We start from the raw sequence: 25,329 nt of genomic DNA, 5'->3' as shown, positions 1-25,329 counted from the left end.
ACCCGGCCGGGGACCAGCGGTGCCTAGCGCCCGGTCATGTCGTGGCTCGCGGCGGGCATCTTGACCTCGAGCGTGGCGAGGTCGTCGGTCAGCCAGATCTGGCACGCCAGCCGCGAGGTTCGCGACGCCCCGTAAGCGAAGTCGAGCATGTCCTCCTCCTCGGCAGTCGCTTTCGGCAGCCGGTCGAAATCTTCCGGTTTGATCAGCACGTGGCACGTCGAGCACGCCATCGCCCCCTCGCACGCGCCCTCGAGCGGCTGATCGTTGTTCTGCGCGAGGTCGAGCAGGCGGGTGCCTGCCGGAGCCTCGGCCTCGACGACACGCTTGCCGTCGGCGGAGACGAAGCGGACGAGCGTCATTGCGCGAGGTCTTTGGTGGGTCTCATGCGGCGCGGCTATGGAGGCGGCGCGCGGCGGCGGTCAAGACGGTAGCGGCAGTGTCGATCTCGGCGTCGGTGGTGAAGCGCCCCCAGCCGATCCGCAGCCCGGGGACCGAGCCGACCATCGCCGCGAGGACATGGCTCGGGCGGCCGTTCGCGCTCGCGCACGCCGACCCGGTCGAGACGGCGAGGTCGCGGACGGCGGCGAAACGCCGTGCCGGGTCGACTCCGGGGAACCCGAGGTTGAGCGTGCCGAACCAGCGGTCGGTGAGCGAGCCGTTGACGCGGTACGCGACGTCGAGACCGCCGAGCAGCCGGTCCCACAAAGCGCGGGCATGCGCGGCGTCGATGGCGATGCGCTCGCCCGCGATGGCCGCCGCGGTGCCGAGCCCGACGCACAGCGCAGGCGACAAGGTGCCCGACCGCCCATCCTCCTGCCCGCCGCCGTGGAGCAGCGGGGTCAGCGCGACGCCCGCCCGCCGGTATAGCGCGCCCACGCCCTTCGGGCCGTAGATCTTATGCGCGGTCAGGCTGAGCAGGTCGACGCCGATCGCGGTGCAGTCGACCTTGCCGAACCCCTGCGCCGCGTCGCAGTGCATCAGCGCACCAGCAGAGTGGGCAATGTCGGCAATTGCCGCAACCGGCTGGATCACCCCTGTCTCGTTGTTGACCAGCATCGCCGAGACCAGCGCAACGTCGTCGCCCATCGCCGCGTCGAGTGCCGCCAAATCGACGATCCCGTCGGGCCGCACCCCGACGATCGTCAGCGCGCAGCCGATGCTTTCGAGCCAGCGCGCGGTCTCCAGTACGCAGCTATGTTCGGTCGCGAGCGTCACCAGCCGCCGCCGCGCCTGACCCGGCGCGGTCATCATCCCCTTGAGCGCCCAGTTGACCGATTCGGTCGCCCCGCCGGTGAACGACACCGTCTCCACCGCAGCGCCGAGCAGCGCCGCGACCTGCCCGCGCGCCACCTCGATCGCCGCGTCGGCCTCATAGCCCCACAGATGCGGCGAATGCGGATTGCCGAACCTGTCCGCAAGCCACGGCTGCATCGCCGCGAGCACCGCCGGATCGAGCGGCGTCGTCGCGGCATAATCGAGGTAGATCGGGCGGGTCATGCCGCGCGCCGCCCCAGCCGGTCGGCCATCGCGCGCCACGCCGCGGCGAAGGCGTCGACGTCCGCCGCGGTCGTCGTCCAGCCGAGACTGACGCGGATCGCCTCCCCCGCCGCGCTCGCGCCAACGCCCATCGCGCCGAGAACGTGGCTCGTCTTGACCTTGCCCGACGAGCACGCTGCCCCGGCGCTGACCGCGAAGCCGGCGAGGTCGAGCGCCATCAGCTGCGTCATCGCCGCGACCCCGGGGAGGCCGATGCACGCGATCGTCCCAAGGCGCGCTGTTCCCGCGCCGTGGATCACCGCCCCCGGCAGTTGCGCTTCGAGGCGGTCGCGGAGTTCGGTGGCCCGGTCGACCCACATGGGATCGGTCGCGCGAGCGGTGAGCGCGGCGGCGAACCCGGCGATCCCCGGCAGGTTCTCGGTTCCCGCACGCTGCCCCCGCTCCTGGCCGCCGCCTTTTGCGATCGCCGCCACATGATCGCGGACGATCAGCGCGCCGACTCCCGGCGGCCCGCCGAGCTTGTGCGCCGACACCGCGACGTAATCGGCTTGCGGCAACGGCAGCTTCCCCGCCGACTGGACCGCGTCGACGAGCAGCGTGCCGCCGCGCGCTGCGACCATCTCGGCGACCTCGGCGACCGGCTGGATCACACCGGTCTCGTTATTGACGTGCATCACCGCGACAAGCGGGCGATCGACGGTCGCCAGCATCGCATCGAGCGCGGCAAGGTCGACCACCCCGTTTGCATCGACCGGGATCACCCCAGCGCCCGGAGCCTGCGCCCGCACCGCATCGTGCTCGACCGCCGAAATCAGCCGCTGCGGCGACTGCGCCAGCGCCAGCCCGAGCGCCTCGGTCCCGCCGCCGGTAAACACGATCGACCGTGCCGGGCACCCCAGCGCCGCCGCAACATCCCCCCTCGCCGCTTCGAGCAGACCATGCGCCCGCCGGCCCGCGCGATGGACCGACGACGGGTTCGCCCAAACGCGCGCGGCATCGGCCATCGCGTCGATCGCGGCGGGGTCGATCGGCGCGGTTGCGGCCCAGTCGAGATAGATTGGCGTCAAGCGGGCTCCGGAACGGGTTTACGTTTGCGACTTTACGGCGCGTCCATATATAGGAAATGTCCGCGCCTACGCGCACCCATTTCAAATTCCGCAGGTTCCGCCAGTGCCCGAAGTCATTTTCCCCGGTCCCGAGGGCCGTCTCGAAGGCCGTTACCAGCCCGCCAGCCGCGCCCGCGCGCCGGTTGCAATCATCCTCCAGCCGCATCCGCAGCAGGGGACGATGAACCATCCGATCGCGATGGCGCTGTACAACACCTTCGTCCGCCGCGGTTTCGCGACGCTGCGCTTCAACTTCCGCGGCGTCGGCCGCAGCCAGGGCGTGTTCGACAATGGCATCGGTGAGCTGAGCGACGCCGCATCCGCGCTCGACTGGATGCAGCAGTTCAACCCCGAGGCGTCGACGACATGGGTTGGAGGCTTCAGCTTCGGCGCGTGGATCGGCATGCAGCTGTTGATGCGCCGCCCCGAGATCAAGGGCTTCATCTCGATCGCCCCGCCGGCGAACATGTACGACTTTACCTTCCTCGCGCCGTGCCCGTCGTCGGGGATCATCGTCGACGGCGAGGCCGACGAGGTCGTCACCGGCGCCAGCGTCCAGAAGCTCGTCGACAAGCTCAAGACCCAGCGCCACATCACGATCGACCACGAGACGATCCCCAAGGCGAACCATTTCTTCGAACACGAGATGCCAGATTTGATGGGGGTCGTGGACGCGTATCTCGACAAAAGGCTGAGCGCGGACCGCTAGCTCCTTCCCCTCCCCTTCAGGGGAGGGGCGAGAGACGGCGCGCTTGCGCCGGCCCGGGGGTGGGGCAGTTCCGCGCCTGGGGTTTAGATTAGCGGTGTCTCCAACACTAAGTCCGGTGCGACACCCCCACCCCCGGCCCCTCCCCTAAAGGGGAGGGGGAGGAGAGTTGGCCGCCCCCCGTCGCCACCGGCACCCCCGTCGTCTCGGGCCAGCTCGTCGGCAGACCCTGCAACACCCGCACCGCGAGATAGGCGAACGCCTCCGCCTCGAGCGCGTCGCCGTCCCACCCAACCGCTTCGACCGGCGCGACCGGCAGCCCGGTCCGCTCCGCCAGCATCGCCATCAACGCCGGATTATGCCGCCCGCCCCCCGTCACCAGCAGCCGCGCCGGGCGGTCGGCGACGTGGCGGAGCGCCTGCGCTACCGTCGCCGCGGTGAAGGCGGTCAGCGTCGCGGCGCCGTCGGCGAGGCTCAGTCCGCGCACCGCGCCGAGGCCGAAGTCGGCGCGGTCGAGCGACTTCGGCCCCGGCAGGTCGAACCAGTCGAGGTCGAGCATCGCATCGACGACCTGCTCGTGGACTTGGCCGCTGCTGGCGAGCGCGCCTCCCGCATCGTGACTCGAGCCGTTGCCCGCGCGGACCCAGTCGTCGATCAGCGCATTGCCCGGCCCGGTGTCGAAGCTGCCCCACGCCTTCGCGGCGTCACCCCTGCCCGCTCCGAACCACGTGATATTCCCGACCCCGCCGAGATTGAGCACCGCGACCGGCTCCGACCCCAGCCCGGCGACGAGCGCGCGGTGATACGCGGGAGCGAGCGGCGCGCCGTGCCCGCCCGCGGCAACGTCGGCCGAGCGGAAGTCGCTGACGACCTTGATCCCGGTCAGCCGGGCGAGGAGCGCGCCGTCGCCGATCTGCCACGTCCAGCGGCGGTCGGGGCGGTGCGCGATCGTCTGGCCGTGAAAGCCGACGACGTCGACGGTGCCTGCCTCGACCCCCGCTTCGTCGAGCAACGCCGTCACCGCCGCCGCATGCCGCTCGGTCAGTTCGCGGGCGACGCTGTCGATTTCGGCGTGCGGCCCGGGAGCGGCCATCGCCAGCGCAGCCGTCATTGCGCCGCGCAACCGGGCGCGGAAGGCTTCGTCATACGCCTCGGTCGAGAACGCGATCCGGCGGACCGCGTCGACCCCGTCGGTCTCGATCAACGCCGCATCGATCCCGTCCATCGACGTTCCCGACATGAGTCCGACTGCGAGCATCACCCACTTCTTTCGATCGCCGTCACCGCGGCTTTCGCAGGGATGACGAATGTTTGCGGATGCTTTAGGCCAATTTCACCATGACCCACGCCTCCACCTTTCTCCGCACCTTGGACGAACGCGGCTTCGTCCACCAGATCACCGATGCCGCCGCGCTGGACGCCGCCGCGCTCGCGGGGCCGGTGACCGCTTACGTCGGCTACGACTGCACCGCGCCGTCGCTTCATGTCGGCAATCTCGTCTCGATCATGATGCTCCGCCACCTCCAGCAATCTGGCCACAAGCCGGTCGTGCTGATGGGCGGGGGGACGACCAAGGTCGGCGATCCGTCGGGCAAGGACGAGGGGCGGCAGCTGCTCGACGATGCGCGGATCGCCGCCAACATGGCGAGCATCCGCCGTATCTTCGAGCGTTTCCTCGACTTCGAGGGCCCGAACGCGGCGGTGATGCTGAACAACGCCGACTGGCTCGACGGACTCGCGTACATCCCGTTCCTCCGCGACATCGGGCGGCATTTCAGCGTCAACCGGATGCTGACCTTCGATTCGGTCAAACTCCGCCTCGACCGCGAGCAGCCGCTGAGCTTCCTCGAATTCAACTACATGATCCTCCAGGCGTACGACTTCCTCGAGCTGTCGCGCCGCACCGGCTGCTCGCTCCAGATGGGCGGGTCCGACCAGTGGGGGAATATCGTCAACGGCACCGACCTGATCCGCCGCGTCGACGCCAAGCCCGCGTTCGGGCTGACGACGCCGCTGATCACCACCGCCGACGGCGCGAAGATGGGCAAGACCGCGGCGGGGGCGGTGTGGCTCCACGAGGATTCGCTTCCCGCGTACGACTATTGGCAGTTCTGGCGGAACACCCACGACGCCGACGTCGGGCGCTTCCTGCGGCTGTTCACCGACCTGCCGCTCGACGAGATCGAGGCGTTCGAGGCGCTGCCGGGCGCGGAGATCAACGCCGCGAAGATCGCGCTCGCCAACGCCGCGACTGCGCTGTGCCGGGGCGAGGCGGCGGCGGTTGCGGCGGCGGAGACCGCGCGCGCGACATTCGCCGGGGATGCGGGCAACGACCTGCCGAGCTTTGCGATCGCGGGCGAGGTCTCGCTGCTCGACGCGCTGATCGGGCTCGGTTTCGCCGCGTCGAAGGGCGACGCGCGGCGGCTGGTCCGTGGCGGCGGCGCGCGGGTCGACGGGGTCGCGGTGACCGATGAGGCGATGCTGGTCAGCGCCCCGGCGAAGGTGTCGGCGGGGAAGAAGCGGCATGGGGTGTTGGTCGAGGGCTGAGAAGCCACTCGACTTGCTGTCATCACCGCAAAAGCGGGGAGCTCTACAACGACTCATTGGTCCGGCGATCCTGAATCTGACCAGCATCATAGCCTTATTGGCAGCGTAACAACCGTTCTGGTGTGACGTAGGTCAGTCCAAAAGCCGCAGCTATAGTTGCGATCAAGCGGGGTTGGGGTCCGCAAGTCGAAACATCAGGACTGTCCCCGCGCGCCGGGTCACCGCGCGGGGACACCGGTGCCGCTAAGCCGCGACGATCGCGGCTCCCCGGTTGCGTCGCGCCATTGCGCCGACGAAGCCAAATCCGGCCAGCAACATCGCCCAGACCGTCGGTTCCGGGACGGCGGCGAAGCTGATGTTGGTGACTTCGAAGCTCGCAGTCGCCGTCTTCAGCGAGCACGTCAGGAAGCATGTCTGCCGGTAGAAGGCGAAGCTTCCCGTCCCGGTCGCGGTGCCGTGGGTAAAGCCGTAACGCGGCGTGGGGAGCGCCCCGGGCAGGATCGTGTCGGTCGAGAAGAACCCCGGCGGCAGTGCGGCGGTGAAGGCAAAGCTGCTGCTGCGGTAATCGCTGTAGACGTTGCCCGAATACGTCAGGTTGGTGAAGCTGCCGGTGAGCCCGTCGGGAGCGCCGTCGATTACGCCGAGCATTGCGGTAGCGGCGTTGATGAATGTGCCCGGGACGATATCGATGAAGTCGCGAGGTATTCCGCCGACGGTGACGACCGGCGACAGCGCATAGGCCCAATTGCCGTTCGGGTCGTCGAAAACCCCGCCCGTCGGGACGGGCAAAACGGGGCTACCGGTATCGTAGAGCAAGCGAAATACGACCGATTTGCCGCCGAGCGCGCCCGACGTGCCGAAGAAATTTCCGGGACCGAACGACTCGACGAAGACATTGTTGATCACCTGCGCGCCGAGGAAGTCGGTCCCGCTGTCGTCACCCGTGGTAATATTGCCGGTGACAGTGAACTGGACGATGCGCGCCGCGGCTGGAACGGCCAGCGCGGCGGTGATCGACAATGCCGTGCCGAACGCGACAAGAAGACGAAGTGTCATGGAAGTCCCCCGCGGCAACAAGGGTGTCACCTGCGATGCGGGCGTTAGGCCTTCGGGCCCCTTGCAATAAGATGCAGCACCGCGCGCACCGGCAAACAACTCGCGTGCAACTTTGTGCATTGCAGTGCGAGACCTTGTGCGAAGCCAGTTGCGAGCATCCGTTGCATCTGCGAAACGAGGCGAATGGCGACGGTGTTCTCCGATGGACTCGAACTGGTGCTCAAGGCGTTGTCGATCAGTCGCGGGCAATTTGCTGCGGACGTCGGCGTCGACAAGTCGCTGGTCAGCCGCTGGTGTTCGGGAAGCGTCACACCGTCGGCGCACAACCTAGCGCGGCTGACCACGCGCATCGCCGAACGTCACCGAGGCTTCACGCTCCACGACTGGGATGCCGGGGTCGTCGGGCTGGCCGCCAAGTTTGGCGTCGTCGCAGCACCGGCGGCATCGTCTGCGCGCGGTTTCGCCGACTGGGTGCCGCTGCCGATGCTCGCGGAGTCGGCGGCGATCCGGGCGCACGGCGCGAGCTACGAGGGCTTTTGGCGGACGACCCGCCCCTCGTCCGAAGCCCCCGGCCAGTTCATCCACGATCACATCGTCCTGCGCTGCTCGGACGACGGGCGGATGAGTTTCCGCCTCGGGGTGATGGACATCCGCTACGTCGGGTGGGCGATGCCGCTGCAGAATAAATTGTTCGGCGTCGCGACCGACGTCACCACCGGCACTTTCGTCTTCAGCATCTTTAACGGTGTCGTTCGTCAGCGCGCGGAGGTCGTCGACGGGCTGATCATGACGTGCATGCGTGACGCGAGCGGCACTCCGATCGCGAGCAAGTGCCTTCTCGAGCGGGTTGGCGACCTGACCGGCGACGTCGCCGACGACGATGCCCAGCTCGACCTGCTCGCCGCCGCCTATCCGTTGACCCCGGCAGCCGCGATTCCCGGATATTTGCGCAACCACTTGTGGGACGATGTCGGGCCGACGGCGCTGGCGGCGGGTGGCGACACGATCCTGATGATGTCGCTCGCGCGGTCGATGTCGCGCGGCGCGGCCTACGAGCATCGCGGAACGATCACCGTCGAAATCCCGTGATCGCGCGCGGCTGAGATCGGCAGACCGGCGATGGGAGGTTGCGAGCCTGCCCCGCCGCAATCGGCGCGCAATACATCATTCCTGAACCGTTATGTCACCGAACCGTCATCTATTGCTGCCAGATGGTAACCGAGCCACTGCTGGTTCAGGAAATTTTGAGGGTTTCGCATGACCGCCCGATTCACGCGCGCCGCGCTTCTGCTGGCCAGCGCCGTCATCAGCACCACCGCATTCGCCGCCGACATCACCGGCGCGGGCGGCACTTTTCCCGCTCCGCTGTATGCCAAGTGGGGCTCGGCGTATAAGGCCGCCACCGGCAACGCACTCAACTACCAGGCGATCGGTTCGGGCGGCGGGCAGACGCAGATCAAGGCGCGCACGGTCGATTTCGGCGCTTCGGACGACCCGATGAAGGCCGAGGACATCAGCTCGAACGGGCTGGTCCAGTTTCCCGCGGTGATCGGTTCGGCGGTGATGATCGTCAACCTCCCCGGCGTCGCCAGCGGCCAGCTCAAGCTGACACCCGACGTCATCGGCGCGATCTACGAAGGCAAGATCACTAAGTGGAACGATCCCGCGATCGTCGCGCTCAACAAGGGCGTGACGCTGCGCCCGATGCCGATCACGCCGGTCTACCGCTCCGACTCGAGCGGCACGACCGCGATCTTCTCGAACTACATGACCAAGGCCGCCAAGGGCTGGTCGCTCGGCGCGGGCAAGACCCTCAGCTGGCCCGCCGGTTCGGGAGGCAAGGGCAATGACGGCGTTGCCGGCACGGTCAAGAACACCGTCGGCGGCGTCGGCTATGTCGAATATAACTACGCCTTCGCCAACAAGCTGACGATGACCAAGCTGTCGAACGCCGCCGGCAAGTTCATCGACCCGACCCCGGCGTCGTTCACTGCCGCCGCGAGCCAGGCCGACTGGGCGCACGCGCCGAACGGCGTCGCCAACATGCTCGCCCTGCCCGGTGCGAACACGTGGCCGATCGTCAGCGCGACGTACATCCTCGTCCCCGCCAAGCCGACCGACCCGAAGAAGACGAGCGCCGCGCTCGCCTTCTTCGACTGGAGCTTCAAGAACGGCGCGAAGACCGCCGTCGAGCTCGGCTACGTGCCGCTGCCGCCGGTCGCGCTTCAGGAAGTTCGCGCCGCCTGGAAGGGCGTCGCCGGCGCGTCGCTGCCCAAGTAAACCCGTCTGGCTGATCGGGGTGCGGCCACGGCCGCACCCCCCTGGAGTATCGATGCCCGACGCTGTGGCCACCAGTCCGACGACCAGCCGCGACCCCGTTGTCGCGCGCATGCCGATGTCGCGCGTTCCCGAGCGCCTGTTCTCGGTGACGGTGATCGGCAGCGGGATGATCGTCCTGCTGCTGCTTGGCGCAATCATCCTCATGCTCGCGACCGGCGCGTGGCCCGCGCTCAAGGCGTTCGGCATCGGCTTCTTCTGGTCGCCGGTGTGGGATTCGGTGAACGAGAAGTTCGGCGCCGGGGTGATGATCTACGGCACCCTCGTCAGTTCGATCCTTGCGCTCGTTATCGCCGTCCCGCTGTCGACCGGGGTCGCTTACTTCCTCACCGAAATCCTTCCGGTTCCGCTCCGTCGCGCGATCGGCGTCGCCATCCAGCTGCTCGCGGCGATCCCGTCGATCATCTACGGCATGTGGGGGTTCTTCATCCTCGCGCCGTGGCTCGCGGCGCACTTCGTCCTCGACGTCGCCGACCTCGCCGCGCCGGTGCCCGGCCTCAACAAGGTCCTCGATTACGGCGGCGGCAACAGCATCTTCACCGCAGGGCTCGTGCTCGCGATCATGATCCTGCCGCTGATCACCGCGATGTTCGTCGAGATCCTCGGCGCGACCCCGGTGGTGCTCAAGGAGTCGGCATACGGCCTCGGCTGCACGCGTTTCGAGGTCGTCCGCAGCGTCGCCGTCCCTTACGGCCGTCGCGCGATGATCGGCGCGATCATGCTCGGCCTCGGCCGCGCGCTCGGCGAGACGATGGCGGTGACCTTCGTCATCGGCAACGCGACGCGCCTCTCGCCCAACCTGTTCGCGCAGGGGTCGACGATCGCCAGCACGATCGCCAATGAATTCAACGAGGCGGGAGCCGGAACGATGAAGCTCGCCGCGCTGCTCGGCCTCGGCCTGACGCTGTTCATCATCTCGTTCATCGTGCTGGCGGCATCGCGCGCGCTCGTCGCGCCCCGGGCGGTGAGCTGATGAGCGCGCGGACCTCTGCCCGCAAGGCGACCAACGTCGTCATCGCCGCGCTCGCCACCGGAGCGGCACTGCTGTCGCTCGCGGTGCTCGCCTCGATCCTGTGGACGCTGATCGTGCGCGGCGCACCGGCGCTCCGCTGGAGCGTGTTGACGACGTCGATGGCCCCGACCGGCGAAAACGGCGGGCTCGCGAACGCGATCGTGGGCAGCCTGATCCAGGTCGGCATCGGCATGCTGATCGCGACACCGATCGGCGTTCTGGCCGGCACCTATCTGTCCGAATATGCCAAGGGCTCGAAGCTCGGCGACGTCACGCGCTTCGTCAGCGACATCCTGCTGTCGGCCCCCTCGATCCTGATCGGCCTGTTCGTCTACGTTCTCCTCGTCGCGACGACGAAGACCTATTCGGGGTTCGCCGGCGGCGTCGCGCTTGCCGTTATCGCGATCCCGATCATCATCCGCACGACCGAGGACATGCTGTCGCTCGTCCCGGTCGCACTACGCGAAGCCGCGGCGGCACTTGGCGCGCCGAAGTGGAAGGTCGTGACACAGATCGCTTGGCGTGCGGCGGGTTCGGGCATGCTCACCGGTATCCTGCTCGCGCTCGCGCGCTCGGCGGGCGAGACCGCGCCGCTGCTATTCACCTCGCTCGGCAACCTCAACTGGTCGACCTCGCTCGGCAAGCCGATGGCGAGCCTGCCGGTCGCGATCTATCAGTTCGCGTCGAGCCCGTATGAAGACCTCGTCCAGCTTGCCTGGGCCGGGGCGCTGTTGATCACGCTCGGCGTGCTGGCGATCAACATCATCGCACAATTGACCGTCGGCCGCCGGCGCTAGGAGATTATCATGGCCGAGACGCCCGAAATGTCGAGCCTCGCCGGGGCAGTCGGCCGCCATGACACCCTTGCGGGGACGGCGCCGTTCATCAAGACGCGAAATCTCGACTTCTATTACGGTGACAATCACGCGCTGAAGTCGGTCAACCTCGACTTTCCCGAAAAGCGCGTCACCGCATTGATCGGCCCGTCGGGGTGCGGAAAGTCGACGCTGCTCCGCGTGATCAACCGGATGTACAGCCTTTACCCCGGCCAGCGCGCGACCGGCGAAGTGCTGATGCAGGGCGAGAACTTGATCGACGCCAAGGTCGACCCGACTGATCTGCGCGCGCGGATCGGCATGGTCTTCCAGAAGCCGACGCCGTTCCCGATGACGATCTACGAGAACATCGCCTTCGGCGTTCGCCTCCACGAGCGGCTCGGCAAGAGCGCGATGGACGAGCGGGTCGAGTGGAGCCTGAAAAAGGCGGCGATTTGGGACGAGGCGAAGGACCGGCTGCACACCTCGGCGCTCGGCATGTCGGGCGGCCAGCAACAGCGGCTGTGCATCGCGCGGACGATCGCGGTGAAGCCCGAGGTGCTGCTGTTCGACGAGCCGACCTCGGCGCTCGATCCGATCTCGACCGCCAAGGTCGAGGAGCTGATCGCCGAACTGCGCGCCGATTTCACCATCGTCATCGTCACCCATTCGATGCAGCAGGCGGCGCGCTGCTCGGACCAGACCGCGTTCATGTACATCGGCGAGGTCGTCGAAGTTGGGTCGACCGCCGACATCTTCACTAAGCCGCGCGAGCAGCGCACCCGCGAATATGTCACCGGGCGCTTCGGCTGACGCCGTATCGACGATAGGTGATCGCACGCATCGGCGATAAGCTGCGCCGAACCCTGGGGGGATTGCGACCATGACCGAGCTCGTCTTCTACACTAATCCACGATCGCGCGGACGGATGGTGCGGTGGATGCTCGAGGAGGTCGGGACCCCGTATCGGACCGAAATCCTCGACTACGCGACGTCGATGAAGGCCGATGCCTTCCGGAAGCTCAATCCGATATTAAAGGTCCCCGTGATCACGCACGGCGACGTCGTCGTCAGCGAAGTCGCGGCGATCTGCGCCTATCTTGCCGACGCCTTTCCCGACGCCGGGCTCGCCCCCGCGCCGAGCGATCGCGGCGCCTATTACCGCTGGCTGTTCTTTGCCGCCGGATGTGTCGAGCCGGCGATGACCAACGCATCGCTCGGCTTCGTGCCGCCGCCCGAACGGCGCGCGATGGTCGGCTATGCGAGCACCCCCGAAACGCTCGATGCGCTCGAAACCGCGGTCGACGGGCGCGAATTCATCGCCGGCAACCGATTTTCCGCCACCGACCTCTACGTCACCTGGCAGATCGGCTTCGGGCTCGCCTTTGGCATGATCACGGATCGGCCAACGCTCGCGACTTATGCGGCCCGGCATCGCGACCGCCCCGCTGCGATCCGCGCGCGCGAGATCGACGACGCGTTGCTCCCGCCGGAGATGCGCGGCAAGATGTAGCCACTGCTCGTTGATGCTATGCAACTCGAGACCGTCCGCGACAGGAAAATCCGATGACCCCGCCGAAAATCACCCAGGCGATGATCGACCTCTACGATCATTTCACCCATGAGGGCCTCGACCGTCGCGCGCTGATGACGGGGCTGGCGCGTCTCGCGGGCGGGACCGCGGCGGCGGCGGCGATCCTGCCGCTGATCGAGTCCTCCCCGGCAGCCGCGTCGATCGTCGCCGCCGACGACAAGCGCGTCATCGCCAAGACGGTCGAATGGCCCGGCGGCACCGTCCATCGCCTGAGCGGCTATCTCGTCCGCCCGGCAGTCAGCAACAAGCTCACGCTCGGCGCAGTGATGGTGATCCACGAAAATCGCGGGCTGACCGAGCACATCCGCGACGTCGCGCGACGGCTCGCACTCGAAGGGTTCATCGTCCTCGCTCCCGACTTTCTCTCGCCCGACGGCGGCACTCCCGCCGACGAGGACAAGGCGCGCGCGATGATCGGCGCACTCGGCCGCGACGCGACGGTCGCCGATGGCGTCGCGACGCTCGACTATATGGCGAAGATCCGGGGCGCGAACGCCCGGGTCGGGACAGTCGGCTTCTGCTGGGGCGGCGGCATGGTCAACGCGGTCGCCTGCGCCGCCGGTGCGCGCCTGCGCGCGGCAGTCGCGTATTACGGCCCGCAGCCGCCGGTCGCGCTGGTTCCCGCGATCAAGGCGCGGATGCTGCTCCACTACGGCGGCCTCGACCAGCGGATCGACGCGGGCATCCCGGCGTACGAAGCCGCGCTCAAGGCGGCGAACGTCAAGTATGAGATCTTCGTCTATCCCGACGCCAACCACGCCTTCAACAACGACACCTCCGCCGAGCGCTACAACAAGGCGGCGGCCGATCTGGCGTGGAGCCGAACGACGGCGATGTTGCACGACTCACTCGGATAGCTTGCGATGCAGCCGCCAGCACAAGCCGTGACCGACGTCGCTCGCGCCCCGCTGCCCATCGAAGCCGTCCGTGCCATGACCGGGCTCGAATTGATGCGCGGGATGATCGACGGGTCGCTCCCTGGGGCACCGATCGGGGGGCTGATGAATATGCGCGGGGTCGAAGCCGGCCCCGGCTACATCGTCTTCGAGGGCATGCCGGGCCCCGAGCATTACAATCCGATCGGCAGTGTCCACGGCGGCTATGCGGCGACGCTGCTCGACAGTTGCATGGGCTGCGCGGTTCATACCGTGCTCGGCGCCGGGATCGGCTACACCTCGATCGATATCAACATCACCTTCGTCCGCGCGATCACCCACGCGACCGGACCGGTCACCGCGCGCGGCGAGGTCATCAACGTCGGGCGGCGCGTCGGGACGGTACGCGGGACGCTAACCGACGCTGCGGGCAAGGTGCTCGCACACGGCACGTCGTCGTGTCTGATCTTCGAGATAAAGTAGGAGTTGACTGGCTCTCTCGTCGAGCCCCTGCCCCACTCTTGCTGGAGCGGGGCGACACAAAAAAGGGCCCCGCGGTTTCCCGCGAGGCCTTCGAGATCGCCGCGAACTGCCTAGTTGCGGTTGCCGCCCATGAAGCGGAGGAGGAACAGGAACAGGTTGATGAAGTCGAGATAGAGCGTCAGCGCGCCCATAACGATCGACTTACCGCGGAAGTCGCTGTTGCCGACGACGTCGTACATGTTCTTGATCTTCTGCGTGTCATAGACCGTCAACGCCGCGAACAACAGCACGCCGACCGCCGAGATCATCAACGACGCGGTGTTTGACGGGAAGAACGCGTTGAGCAGCATCGCGACGACGAGGCCAACGAGGCCCATCATCAGGAACTTGCCCATCGCGCCAAGATCGCGCTTGGTCGTGTAGCCGTACAGGCTGAGCGCGGCGAATGACGCCGAGGTAGCGAAGAACGTCACTGCGATCGAGCTGCCGGTGTAGCGCAGGAAGATCGTCGACAGCGACACGCCCATGATCGCGGCGTAGCCCCAGAACAGCGCCTTGACGCTGAATTCGGACAGGCGGTTGATGCCGAAGCTCATCGTCAGGACGACGCCGAGCGGAGCGATCATCGCGACCCAGCCGAGCAGCGACGGGCGGCCAGCCTCGTTGAACAGCGAGTAGACCAGACCCGACTGAGCGAACAGCAGCGCGACGACGCCGGTGAGCAGGACGCCCGACGCCATGTAATTGTAAACGGACAGCATATACGTGCGCAGCCCGGCGTCGAACGTCACGCCGTCCGCGACCGGCCCGGTCGCGCGCGGGTAGGCGGCGCGGGGATCGAACTGGTTGGCCATCATGGTCTCCATTGGATCGGCAATATGCCGAACAACACTGATATCGGCGCTTGAGAGCAAGTTTTCAAGCAGGCGGCCGTGCCGCCTCGACCCTATCCCGAAGATGTTAATCGTAACGCTTCCGTGATAGATCGCTGCCAAATCCAAGGGGGAAAGTCGATGCCGTCGATCCAGATATTGTCCGAGGCCGACCATAAGATCCGGGCCGACACGCTGATGAATTCGCTGGCGCACGACGCCGTCTCCGACATCATCACCGTCGTCCCAGCCGTCGTGGCGGGGCTGACGACATTGGTGTTATGGGGACACGGCAACGACACCGCGCTTTGCGGCAGGAACGCGCAGGCGATGATCGCGCTTATCAAGGCGTGGCGTGACATCAACCCAGGTCTACGAAACGTCGAGATCATCACCTGCAACTCACGCCACTTCGTCGATCATCCAGGCGGCGTCGCGCCCGCAACATTCTGGCGTAGCCAACTTGCGCACCCGTTCTCGCGCATCAACAATTCGATGGCCAAACAAATCAAGCGCGGCCTCAAGTATAGCTCTAGCACCGCGCTAAAGGCAATCAAGCTAAAGTCGATGCCCGAATCGACCAGTGGCAGTTTCGGAACATATTCGATCCTGTACTGGCAACAGATAAGTTCGACCTGGTGTTATTGCATCGGCGATACCGAGCCCGGGATGTTCAAGCTCGGTGCCTATGTGGCATACCAAAAGAAGATCCCGATCGATCTGGTCAATCCGCATGGTGCGGTCCGCGCCGGAGATTTCGTCGCGAAGCTCGCTGCGGCGAAGATCGATTATCCGGCTGTCAACTTCGGCAACGTCAGCGCCGGCATCCTTACCGCCCTGCGCGGTATCCTGGTCGATATCAACTGACCGCTAAAGCGTCCGCAACACCGTGTTCGGCCGCGCCGACAGCGCCGCCCACGACCCCGCCAGCCCAAGCAGGACAGTGACCACCGCGCCGACGCCCACCGTCGCGACGACTGGCCCCCACGCCGGGGCCCATTCCAGCTGCAGCGTCCGCGTGACGACGTACCACCCCGCCCCCGCCCCGAGCAGCAGCGCGAGGCCCGCGACGACGGCAGCGAGCAAGGTGTACTCGAGCAGCGTCGCAACAACGATCTGGCCGCGGGTCGCGCCGAGGACCTTGAGCAGCACCGCGTCATAGATCCGCGCCTGTCGGCTCGCGGCGAGCGCGCCGATCAGGACCGCGATGCCGGCGGCGACGGTCACCGACGCCGCCGCGCGAACCGCCGCCGACAACTGCCCGAAGACGCTCGCGACCTGCCCGATGATGTCCTTGACCCGCACCAGCGACGTCGTCGGCAAGTCGTGGGTGACGGCGGCGGCGAAGGCTTTCTCGTCGGCCGGCGGCATCGCGACGGTCGCCATCCAGCTGTGCGGCGCGCCCTCAAGCGTTCCCGGCGCAAACAGGATCGCGAAGTTGAAGCCGAACGAGCGCCAGTCGATCTTGCGGAAGCTGGCAATCCGCGCGGTGACGTCGACGCCGAGCACCGCGATCGTCAGCGTGTCGCCGATCTTGAGCCCGAGCGCGGTCGCGGCGTCCTGGTCGATCGAGACGAGCGGCGGCCCGGCGTAATCGGCGGGCCACCACTTGCCCGCGGTCAGGACATTATGTTCGGGGAAGGCGGCGGCGTAGCTCAGGCCGCGGTCGCCGCGCAGGATCCATGCATCCTCGGGCACTTTGAACTTCGCTACAGGGACGCCGTTGACCGCGGTCACCGGGCCGCGCAGCGACGGCACCGTCCGCAGCGTGGCGCCGGGGGCGGTGCGCGCGACAAGGGCGCGGAAGGTGTCGATGCCGTCGGTCGGAATGTCGATCGCGAAGAAACTCGGCGCGCGCGTCGGGATCGACTTGTCGAGCTGTCCGGCAAGGTTGGTCTCGATCACGCTGAGCGTGGCGAACAGCGTCAGGCCGAGGCCGAGCGCGACGACAAGCTGGCGGGTCAGCGCCCCCGGACGGTGGAGATTGGCGAGCGCGAGGCGGGCGAGGACGCCGCGTGGTCGCGACGCGCGGGCGGCGAGCCAGCGGATCAGCGCCGCGAGCGCGGTCAGCAGCGCGAGCAGGCCGAGCGCGGCGGCGACGAAGATCGCGGCGAATTCGGGGTTGTCGGACTGGCCGACCGCGAGCCCGGCGATCCCCGCTCCCGCCAGCGCGATCAGCACCGCTGGACCCCAGCCCGGCCAGCGCGCCGCCTCGCCGGTATCGCGCAGCAGGCGTGCCGCAGGCAGGTCGCGCGCGCGGGCGAGCGGGGCGACGGCAAAGGCGGCGGCGATCAGCAGGCCGTAGGCGGCGGCGGTGAGCAGCGGCCCGGCGTAGATGCCGAGCGCGGGCGGCACCGGTAGCGCGTCGCCTGCAGCCTGCACGATCACCCACGGCACCGCTGCGCCGATGCCCGCGCCGACGACGACGGCGACGAGCGCGACGAAGCCGATCTGGAATAGGTAGCTCTGGAAGATCAGCCGCGACCCCGCGCCCATCGCCTTCAACGCTGCGATCGTCGTGCTCTTGCCCGCGAGGTACGCGGTGACGCCGTTGCCGACGCCGACGCCGGCGACGACGAGCGCGGTCAGCCCGACGAGGGTGAGGAACTGGCCAAGCCGCTCGACGAACTGGCTGGTGCCCGCCGCGCCGTTCGACCGGTCGGTCAGCGTCCAGCCGGTGTCGGGGAGCGCTGCCTTGAGGCTCGCGGCGGCGGACTTCGGGGCGACGCTGGCGGGCAGGCGAACCCGGTAGCTGGCGCGGAACAGGCTGCCCGGCTCGAGCAGCGCGGTCGCGGCGAGATCGTCCGTCTGCATCAGCACGCGCGGGCCGAAGGCGAAGCCGTCGCCGGTCGCGTCGGGCTCGTCGGCGACGACCCCGGCGACGCTGAAGGTTGCGGACCCGATCGCGATCCGGTCGCCGGCGTGGAGGGCATAGCGGTCGGCGAGCACAGGGGCGACCGCTACGCTGCCGGGGACCAGCGCCATGCCGTTCGCTAGGCGCAGCGCGCCATAGAGCGGATACGCCGCGTCGACCGCCTTGACCTCGGCAAGCGTGCGGTCGTCCGACCCCGCCCGCCCGGTCATCGCGCGCAGCTTGACCACCTCCGAAACAGGTCCGAGCTTCGCCAGCGCCGCGCGCTCGGCGTCGGTCGCGCGGCGCTGGGTCAGTTGCGCCGCGATGTCGCCGCCGAGGATCGACTGGCCGCGATCGCTCAGCCCGGTGGTGATCGCGCGGCTCAGGCTGCCGACACCGGCGAGTGCGGCGACGCCGAGGACGAGGCAGACGCCAAGCAGCCGCAGCCCGGCGAGGCCGCCGCGAAGTTCACGCAAGGCGAGGCGGAGGGCGATCATACGATCCGCCCATCCTTCATCTCGATCACCCGGCTGCACCGCGCCGCGAGCGACACATCGTGGGTGATGAGAACCAGCGTCGCCCCGGTTTCCGCGGCTTGAGCGAACAACAGGTCGACGATCGCCGCACCTGTCGTCGCGTCGAGGTTGCCGGTCGGCTCGTCGGCGAACAGCAGGACCGGGCGGCATGCGGTGGCGCGCGCGATGCCGACGCGCTGCTGCTCGCCACCCGAAAGCTGCGTAGGGTAATGCGACAGACGGTGGCCGAGGCCGACGCCGGTCAGCTCGGCCCGCGCGCGCCCGAACGGGTCGGCGATGCCCGCGAGTTCGAGCGGCACCGCGACATTCTCGAGCGCGGTCATTGTTGGGATCAGATGGAACGCCTGCAGGACGATGCCGATGCGCCCGCGCCGCGCCCGGGCCAGCCCGTCCTCGTCGAGCGCGGAGAAATCAGCTCCGGCGACTCGGACAGACCCCGAGGTCGCGCGTTCGAGCCCGCTCAGCACCGCCATCAGCGACGACTTGCCCGATCCCGACGCGCCGAGGATCGCCAGCCGGTCACCCTGCACAACTTCGAGGTCGATCCCGCGCAGCACCTCGACCGCGGCACCGCCGCTCCCGAGCCGCAGGGTGACATCGCGCGCGGCGATGACGATATGGTCGGTCATGCAATTCCCGGGAAACGATAGATGCGGACTGGCACGACACGATATGGCGCGTGGCGCGCGTTTTGCTACCTGTGCGTCGCCGCTATGCTGGCGATGACCGGCGCGGCGGCGAGCGCGGCCCCGGCCAAGTTGATCCTCGCGTTCGGCGATTCGCTGACTGCGGGCTACCAGCTCAAGCCCGGCGAAGGTTTCGCGCCGCAGCTCGAGGCGGCGTTGCGCGCGAAGGGGCACGACGTCCGCGTCCATAATGCCGGGGTGTCGGGCGATACGACAACGCAGGGACGCGCACGGCTCAACTGGGTTCTGACGGGGCTCAAGGCAAAACCCGACCTCGTCGTCCTCGAGCTCGGCGCGAACGACATGCTGCGCGGGGAGCCGGTGGCGACGGCGAAGGCCAATCTCGATGCGATGCTTACCGAGTTCGCGCGCCGCGGCATCCCGGTCGTCCTCGCCGGAATGCGCGCGTCGCCGAATCTTGGGCGCGATTATGTCCGCGCGTTCGATGCGATGTACCCGGCGCTCGCGACGGCGCATCGGGTTCCCCTGTATCCGTTCTTCATGGACGGGGTCGCCGGGGTGCGCGGGATGCAGCTCGGCGACGGACTGCATCCGACTCCGGGCGGGGTCGCGGTGATCGTCCGGGGTATCTCTCCGATTGTGGTGACTGCGCTAACCGCCACCCGCTGACCTCTGACATGGGACGGTTTGTCGCAATCGGCAGAGCGTCGGGTTAATAAATACCCTGTTTGGTTGCGCTACCACAACGGAATTTCGGCCCGCAGCGCTTGCACGGCGTAATAATATATGTTCAAAATGCTCGATAAGAGAACTAAATTACCATAGTCCCTCATAAACGAACCATACCGTACAATTCTAGCGAGGCGTGATGATCGAGCTTGCCGACCCCGTAGCCTCGCCCGCGACTATCGTCGCGCAGCGCCCGGTCAGCAATCCGGTCCGCACCCGCGCCGACTGGGAGGCGATGCGCGCCGCGGTACTCGCCGACCCGGGCAAGTTCCACGGCGACATGGCGCGCGAGACGCTCCACTGGTTCGTCCCCTCCGTCAACGCATGGCTCAACTACGCCGACGGCGTATGGAGCGGCTGGGACGCGGTCACCGCCGCCCCCGTCACCGTCGACCTGCCCGCCGACTTCGCGCCGTGGACGACCGCGTTCGACGCGAGCGACGCGCCGTTCTTCAAATGGTTTTCGGGAGGGCTGACGAACGCCTGCTTCGCCGAGGTCGACCGCCACGTGCTGGCCGGCCATGGCGACGAGGCGGCGCTGATCTTCGAGGGAGACCGCTGGGATATGGCGGCGGACAATGGCCGCGGCGCGCCGGTCGACTGCTATTCCGTGTCGCGGAAAAAACTGCTGCTCGAAACCGCGAAGTGCGCGCTCGCGCTGCAGGAACTCGGGCTCAAGCCCGGCGATCGCATCGCACTCAACATGCCGTCGATCCCGGCGCAGATCTATTGGACCGAAGCTGCCAAGCGCCTCGGCATCCTCTACACGCCGGTGTTCGGCGGGTTCAGCGACAAGACGCTGAGCGACCGCATCCATGACGCCGGTGCGCGCGTCGTCATTACCGCCGACGGCGGCTACCGCAACGCGCAGGTCATCCCGTTCAAGACGGCCTATACCGACCCCGCACTCGACAATTACACGCCGGTCGCGGCGGCGAAGACAATCGTGTCCGAACGCCTCGCTTCGCTCGACCTCGACGCCGATGACACCGCGACGATCGACGCGGCCGTCGCCGACACGCTCAAGGGCGAGGTCACCGTCGAGCGCAGCGACGTCATGCGCGGCGTCGGGCGCGCGCTCGCCGACTTGGGCAAGGCGGGGAAGCTCGACGCCGCCGCCGCCGCCCGGGTCCGCATCGCCGTCGCCGAGGCGCTCGTCGCCACCCCGCCGCGCGTCGACCGCGTCGTCGTCGTCCGCCACAGTGCGCAACCCGACCTCGTCTGGCGCGCGGAACGCGACGTCTGGAGCCATGCATTGACCGACCCGGCGGCGGCGAAGCTGTTCGCCGCGGCAGGCGTCGCGACCGAGGCCGAAATGCTCGCGCTTCCGGCACAGGACTTTGTCGCCGCGATCTGGAGCCTCGCGCCGGTCACGCCGCTCGACGCCGAATTCCCGATGTTCTTCATCTATACCAGCGGTTCGACCGGCAAGCCGAAGGGCGTCGTCCACGTCCACGGCGGCTATACCGCCGGGATCGCCGCGACGATGCCGGTCGCGTTCGACGCACGCCCCGGCGACGTCATCTACGTCGTCGCCGACCCCGGCTGGATCACCGGGCAAAGCTATCTGATCTCGGCGGCGCTGACGATGCGGGTGACGACGGTGATCTGCGAGGGTGCGCCGGTCTTCCCGCACGCCGGGCGCTTCGCCGCATCGATCGAGCGCCACAAGGTGACGATCTTCAAGGCGGGGGTCACCTTCCTCAAGTTCGTCATGTCCGACGCGCAGAATCTGAACGACATCCTTGCCTACGATATGGGCTCACTCCGGGTCGCGACCTTCTGCGCCGAGCCGACCAGCCCTGCGGTCCAGGCGTTCGGCATGGCGAATGTCACGCCGCAGTATATCAATTCCTATTGGACGACCGAGCACGGCGGGATCGCGTGGACGCATTTCTACGGCAACCCCGACTTCCCGCTCCGCCCCGACGCGCACACTTACCCCCTGCCGTGGATTGTCGGCGACGTCTGGGTCGAGGGTGAGTCCAACTCTGCTGTCCCGTTCCCGCGCTCGACCCCCGGTGGCGCGGCGCACCGCTCCGCTGAATTCGGCGAAAAGGGCGAGGTCGTCATCGCCGCCCCCTACCCATATCTCGCGCGCACCGTCTGGAGTTCGGACGGCTTCGACGTAGCCGACAACCAGGTCGCCCCCAACTGGCGCGGCGATGCCGACCGCTGGGAGAACGGCTACTGGACCCGCTGGGCGGGGGCGTGGGCGTACACCCAGGGCGACTTCGCGATGCGCCACGCCGACGGGTCGTTCTCGCTCCACGGGCGGTCGGACGACGTCATCAACGTCAGCGGCCACCGCATGGGGACCGAGGAGATCGAGGGTGCGATCCTCCGCGATAAGGCGCTCGACCCCGACTCGCCCGTCGGCAACGTCCTCGTCGTCGGCGCGCCGCACCGCGAGAAGGGGCTGACCCCGATCGCCTTCGTCGTGCCGTCGCCGGGGCGCAAGATCACGCAGGACGACCGCCGCCGCCTGACCGACCTCGTCCGCACCGAGAAGGGCGCGGTCGCGGTGCCGCAGGATTTCCTCGAGGTCGCCGAATTCCCCGAGACGCGCTCGGGCAAATACGTCCGCCGGATGGTCCGCGCGCTCGTCGAAGGGACCGACGTCGGCGACACCTCGACGCTCAAGAACCCCGACAGCCTGATCGCGCTGAAGGCGACGATCGACGCGTGGCAACGCAAGCAGAAGCTGTCCGAGGACCAGCAGCTGTTCGAGCGCTACCGCTACTTCCGCATCCAGTACAATGCGGTGGCGCCCGGCAAGAAGGTGGCGACGGTGTTCGTCGCCAACCCCCCGGTCAACGCGCTCAACGAACGCGCGATCGACGAGCTGAACATCGTCGTCGAACATCTATCTCGGCGCGACGATGTCGTCGCGGTCGTCTTCACCGGCGACGGCACCGCGAGCTTCGTCGCCGGGGCCGACATCCGCCAGTTCCTCGACGAGATCCACACCGTCGAGGAAGCGCGCGTCCTGCCGAACAACGCCCAGCTCGCGTTCAACAAGATCGAGGCGATGACCAAGCCGTGCATCGCCGCGATCCAGGGTGTCGCATTGGGCGGCGGCATGGAGTTCGCGCTCGCTTGCCATTACCGCATCGCCGAGCCGACCGCGCGGTTCGGGCAGCCGGAGATACGCCTGCGGCTGATCCCGGGGTACGGCGGGACACAGCGGCTGCCGCGGTTGCTCGGCGACAAGCGCGGGACCGAGGGGCTGCGCGACGCGCTCGACCTGATCCTCGGCGGGCGGAGTGTCGATGCCGAGGCGGCACTGGCGATCGGGGCGATCGACGAGGTTACCGACGGCAGCGATAGCGCGCTCAGCCGGGCGCACGCGCTGGTGCGGGAGTTCGTGCAGGGTAGCGGCGGCGCGGTCGCGGAGGCTCACGCCACGCGGATCGAGGCCCGCGCTGCTTGGGCCAAGCCGTCGGACCTCGACCTCGACACCGCCCTCGCCGACCCCTTCGTCGAGCGCATCGCTCGCCAACTCGACTGGGCCGGGCGCGGCGCGGCGCGTGACGCAGCGATCCACGCGATCCGCACCGGGCTGACGCACGGCATCGCCGCCGGGCTCGCCGCCGAGCGCGACGCTTTCGCCACCGCGGTCGTCGACCCGGACGGCGGCAAGACCGGAATCCGCGAATTCCTCGAGAAGAAATCGCCGCCCCTCCCGATCCGCCGCGACGGCGTCTTCGTCGACGGCGAGCATATGGGCCGTGGCAGCGCGCTCGAGGCGATGAACCAGTTGCTCCCCGTCGGCGCGGCGTTCTTCCCCGGGGTGCAGGCAATCCCGAGCCACCAATACGCCTTCGGCATCGCCCGCGACGCCGACACCGGCGCACCGCGCTTCGGCCACCCCGCGAGCCATGAGCGCGAACTCATCGTCCCGGTCGACCGCCCCGCCCCCAACGACGCGCTCGTCTACATGCTGAGCTCGGAGGTCAATTTCAACGATATCTGGGCGTTGACCGGCATTCCGGTGTCGCCGTTCGAGGGGCATGAGAACGACTACCAGACCACCGGATCGGGCGGCGTCGGGCTCGTCGCGGCGCTCGGCTCCGAGGCGCGCGCCGAGGGGCGGTTGAAGGTTGGCGACCTCGTCGCGGTCTATTCGGGGACCAACGACCTGCTCAGCCCCCAGGTCGGGCGCGATCCGATGTTCGCCGACTTCGCGATCCAAGGGTACGAGACGCCGACCGGGAGCCATGCGCAGTTCCTCACGGTGCAGGCACCGCAGCTCCACTCCGTCCCCGGCGACCTGACGCTCGAACAGGCGGGGTCGTACATCCTCAACCTCGGCACGGTGTATCGCGCGCTGTTCACGACGCTCGATATCGCGCCGGGCAAGACCTTGTTCGTCGAGGGCGCGGCGACCGGGACCGGGCACGACGCGATGAAGACCGCAGTCAAGTCGGGGCTGGCGGTGACCGGCCTCGTCTCGTCCGAGGCCCGCGCTGATTACGTCCGCAGCGCGGGCGCGACCGCCGCGCTTAACCGCACCGACCCGCGCTTCGCCGCGCTTTACACGATGGTGCCGGAGGACGACCCCGTCGCGTGGGAGGCCGCCGGCCAGCCGCTGGTCGACGAGTATCGCGCGCAGAACGACGGCAAGCTCGCCGATTACGTCGTCAGCCACGCCGGCGAAACCGCCTTCCCGCGCTCGTTCCAGCTCCTCGCCGAGGGCGGCGTACTCGCATTCTACGGCGCGTCGTCGGGCTACCATTTCAGCTTCGTCGGCAAGTCGGGCAGCATCGCTCCTGAGGCGGCGTTGCACCGCGCGAAGATCCGCGCGGGCGAGGCGGTGCTGCTGTTCTACGGCCCGCGCTCGACCGCCTTGCTCGACGAGGTCGGGCTCGAGATGATCGAGGCGGCTCGGACGGTGCAGGCGCGCACCGTCGTCGTCACCACCACCGACGGCCAGCGCGAATTCATCCAGTCGTTGGGCTTCGAGGATGCACTCGCCGGAGTCGTCAGCCTCGAAGACATCAAGCGGCGCGAGGGCGGCAATTTCGCGTGGCCCGAGGCGATGCCGCGCCTGCCGCAGGCGCGTGACGACATCGAGGCGTTCCGCTCGGCCGTCCGCGATTATCAGGACAAGACTCTCAAGCCCTTTGGCTCGGCGGTCGGCAAGCTGTTGCGCTCGCCCGACAATCCGCGCGGTGCCCCCGACCTCGTCATGGAGCGCAGCGGTCAGGATACGCTCGGGGTGACGACCGCGCTGGTCAAGCCGTTCACCGGGCGCATCGTCTATGCCGAGGACATGGCGCACCGACGCTACACCTTCTACGCGCCGCAGGTGTGGACGCGGCAGCGGCGAATCGTCATGCCGAGCGCCGAGATCCGCGGCACGCATTTGTGCAACGCCTATGAAGTGACCCGGATGAACGACATGATTGCCGCCGGGCTGCTCGACGTCACCGAGCCGACGATGGTGCCGTGGGAGGGGCTGCCCGCCGCGCACCAGGCGATGTGGGACAATAAGCACAGCGGCGCGACCTACGTCGTCAACCACGCACTGCCCGAGGCGGGGCTGCGCGGGAAGGATGCGCTGCTCGAGGCGTGGGCGGCGCGGATGGCTGCCGACCCGCACTAGCCGTCATCCCCGCGAAGGCGGGAACCCGTCACCACGAATGGTTGGGGTGATGGGT

General features: G+C 68.0%; 21 protein-coding genes. 13 read left to right on the top strand and 8 right to left on the bottom strand.

Annotated elements, in window-relative coordinates; all coding sequences use genetic code 11:
* Positions 1 to 23: 23 nt before the first annotated feature.
* From KZX46_RS11750 to KZX46_RS11740, 3 genes are read right to left on the bottom strand one after another with little or no spacing between them, the layout of a single operon-like run.
* Positions 24 to 359: a 2Fe-2S iron-sulfur cluster-binding protein gene (locus KZX46_RS11750; protein ID WP_219776723.1), complete on the bottom strand. Its 336-nt coding sequence runs from the start codon at positions 357 to 359 to the stop codon at positions 24 to 26.
* 22 nt (positions 360 to 381) lie between these two features.
* On the bottom strand, positions 382 to 1,497 hold the full coding sequence (locus tag KZX46_RS11745) for a cysteine desulfurase family protein (protein ID WP_219776722.1): 1,116 nt from the start codon (positions 1,495 to 1,497) through the stop codon (positions 382 to 384).
* Entirely contained in the window at positions 1,494 to 2,564 is a 1,071-nt protein-coding gene (locus KZX46_RS11740) for a cysteine desulfurase family protein (RefSeq protein ID WP_219776721.1), read from the bottom strand. The genes KZX46_RS11745 and KZX46_RS11740 overlap by 4 nt, the downstream gene beginning before the upstream one ends.
* Positions 2,565 to 2,667: 103 nt before the next feature.
* Between KZX46_RS11740 and KZX46_RS11735 the strand changes: the two genes are divergently transcribed.
* A complete protein-coding gene (locus KZX46_RS11735) occupies positions 2,668 to 3,312 on the top strand; it encodes an alpha/beta hydrolase (protein ID WP_219776720.1) in 645 nt (214 codons plus the stop codon).
* A 106-nt stretch (positions 3,313 to 3,418) separates the two neighbouring features.
* Here the strand turns inward: KZX46_RS11735 and KZX46_RS11730 are convergent, their stop codons facing one another.
* On the bottom strand, positions 3,419 to 4,567 hold the full coding sequence (locus KZX46_RS11730) for an anhydro-N-acetylmuramic acid kinase (RefSeq protein ID WP_219776719.1): 1,149 nt from the start codon (positions 4,565 to 4,567) through the stop codon (positions 3,419 to 3,421).
* A gap of 80 nt (positions 4,568 to 4,647) precedes the next feature.
* Here KZX46_RS11730 and tyrS point away from each other — a divergent pair, with 80 nt between their 5' ends.
* Positions 4,648 to 5,856 (top strand): tyrosine--tRNA ligase, encoded by a 1,209-nt coding sequence (tyrS, locus tag KZX46_RS11725; RefSeq protein ID WP_219776718.1) that lies wholly within the window; start codon positions 4,648 to 4,650, stop codon positions 5,854 to 5,856.
* Between the two features lie 243 nt (positions 5,857 to 6,099).
* Here the strand turns inward: tyrS and KZX46_RS22880 are convergent, their stop codons facing one another.
* Positions 6,100 to 6,912 carry a PEPxxWA-CTERM sorting domain-containing protein gene (locus tag KZX46_RS22880; protein WP_226896240.1) on the bottom strand — a complete coding sequence of 271 codons (813 nt, stop codon included), beginning with the start codon at positions 6,910 to 6,912 and terminating at the stop codon, positions 6,100 to 6,102.
* A 183-nt stretch (positions 6,913 to 7,095) separates the two neighbouring features.
* Here KZX46_RS22880 and KZX46_RS11715 point away from each other — a divergent pair, with 183 nt between their 5' ends.
* The 8 genes from KZX46_RS11715 to KZX46_RS11680 all read left to right on the top strand — a co-directional run bounded on the left by KZX46_RS11715 (position 7,096) and on the right by KZX46_RS11680 (position 14,028).
* A complete protein-coding gene (locus KZX46_RS11715; RefSeq protein WP_219776717.1) occupies positions 7,096 to 8,001 on the top strand; it encodes a helix-turn-helix transcriptional regulator in 906 nt (301 codons plus the stop codon).
* Positions 8,002 to 8,169: 168 nt separating this feature from the next.
* A complete protein-coding gene (gene pstS / locus KZX46_RS11710) occupies positions 8,170 to 9,192 on the top strand; it encodes a phosphate ABC transporter substrate-binding protein PstS (protein WP_216709263.1) in 1,023 nt (340 codons plus the stop codon).
* Positions 9,193 to 9,244: 52 nt separating this feature from the next.
* Positions 9,245 to 10,222, top strand: a complete 978-nt coding sequence (gene pstC / locus KZX46_RS11705) for a phosphate ABC transporter permease subunit PstC (protein WP_226896239.1) — start codon at positions 9,245 to 9,247, stop codon at positions 10,220 to 10,222.
* Positions 10,222 to 11,058 carry a phosphate ABC transporter permease PstA gene (gene pstA, locus KZX46_RS11700; RefSeq protein WP_219776716.1) on the top strand — a complete coding sequence of 279 codons (837 nt, stop codon included), beginning with the start codon at positions 10,222 to 10,224 and terminating at the stop codon, positions 11,056 to 11,058. The genes pstC and pstA overlap by 1 nt, the downstream gene beginning before the upstream one ends.
* A gap of 27 nt (positions 11,059 to 11,085) precedes the next feature.
* Positions 11,086 to 11,889: a phosphate ABC transporter ATP-binding protein PstB gene (gene pstB, locus KZX46_RS11695; protein WP_216709364.1), complete on the top strand. Its 804-nt coding sequence runs from the start codon at positions 11,086 to 11,088 to the stop codon at positions 11,887 to 11,889.
* Positions 11,890 to 11,959: 70 nt separating this feature from the next.
* Entirely contained in the window at positions 11,960 to 12,589 is a 630-nt protein-coding gene (locus KZX46_RS11690; RefSeq protein WP_219776715.1) for a glutathione S-transferase family protein, read from the top strand.
* 53 nt (positions 12,590 to 12,642) lie between these two features.
* Entirely contained in the window at positions 12,643 to 13,527 is an 885-nt protein-coding gene (locus KZX46_RS11685; protein WP_219776714.1) for a dienelactone hydrolase family protein, read from the top strand.
* A gap of 27 nt (positions 13,528 to 13,554) precedes the next feature.
* A complete protein-coding gene (locus tag KZX46_RS11680; RefSeq protein WP_219776713.1) occupies positions 13,555 to 14,028 on the top strand; it encodes a PaaI family thioesterase in 474 nt (157 codons plus the stop codon).
* Positions 14,029 to 14,138: 110 nt separating this feature from the next.
* Here the strand turns inward: KZX46_RS11680 and KZX46_RS11675 are convergent, their stop codons facing one another.
* Positions 14,139 to 14,882, bottom strand: coding sequence for a Bax inhibitor-1/YccA family protein (locus KZX46_RS11675; RefSeq protein WP_219776712.1), 744 nt, complete (start codon positions 14,880 to 14,882; stop codon positions 14,139 to 14,141).
* A 159-nt stretch (positions 14,883 to 15,041) separates the two neighbouring features.
* Here KZX46_RS11675 and KZX46_RS11670 point away from each other — a divergent pair, with 159 nt between their 5' ends.
* A complete protein-coding gene (locus KZX46_RS11670; RefSeq protein ID WP_219776711.1) occupies positions 15,042 to 15,767 on the top strand; it encodes a hypothetical protein in 726 nt (241 codons plus the stop codon).
* Positions 15,768 to 15,770: 3 nt separating this feature from the next.
* Here KZX46_RS11670 and KZX46_RS11665 read toward each other — a convergent pair whose 3' ends face one another.
* Positions 15,771 to 18,251, bottom strand: coding sequence for an ABC transporter permease (locus KZX46_RS11665; protein ID WP_219776710.1), 2,481 nt, complete (start codon positions 18,249 to 18,251; stop codon positions 15,771 to 15,773).
* Entirely contained in the window at positions 18,248 to 18,919 is a 672-nt protein-coding gene (locus tag KZX46_RS11660) for an ABC transporter ATP-binding protein (RefSeq protein WP_219776709.1), read from the bottom strand. Before KZX46_RS11660 ends, KZX46_RS11665 begins: the two co-directional genes overlap by 4 nt.
* 21 nt (positions 18,920 to 18,940) lie before the next feature.
* Here KZX46_RS11660 and KZX46_RS11655 point away from each other — a divergent pair, with 21 nt between their 5' ends.
* The gene (locus KZX46_RS11655) at positions 18,941 to 19,606 is read left to right on the top strand and encodes an arylesterase (RefSeq protein WP_370647542.1); all 666 of its coding nucleotides are present in this window, start codon (positions 18,941 to 18,943) and stop codon (positions 19,604 to 19,606) included.
* A 199-nt stretch (positions 19,607 to 19,805) separates the two neighbouring features.
* Complete coding sequence (locus KZX46_RS11650; protein ID WP_219776708.1) at positions 19,806 to 25,274, top strand: AMP-binding protein; 5,469 nt, start codon at positions 19,806 to 19,808, stop codon at positions 25,272 to 25,274.
* The last annotated feature ends 55 nt before the right edge of the window (positions 25,275 to 25,329 follow it).

The sequence above is a fragment of the Polymorphobacter sp. PAMC 29334 genome (genome assembly GCF_019431245.1).
Classification (GTDB): domain Bacteria; phylum Pseudomonadota; class Alphaproteobacteria; order Sphingomonadales; family Sphingomonadaceae; genus Polymorphobacter_B; species Polymorphobacter_B megasporae.
This window is presented reverse-complemented; position numbering and strand designations above follow the sequence as displayed.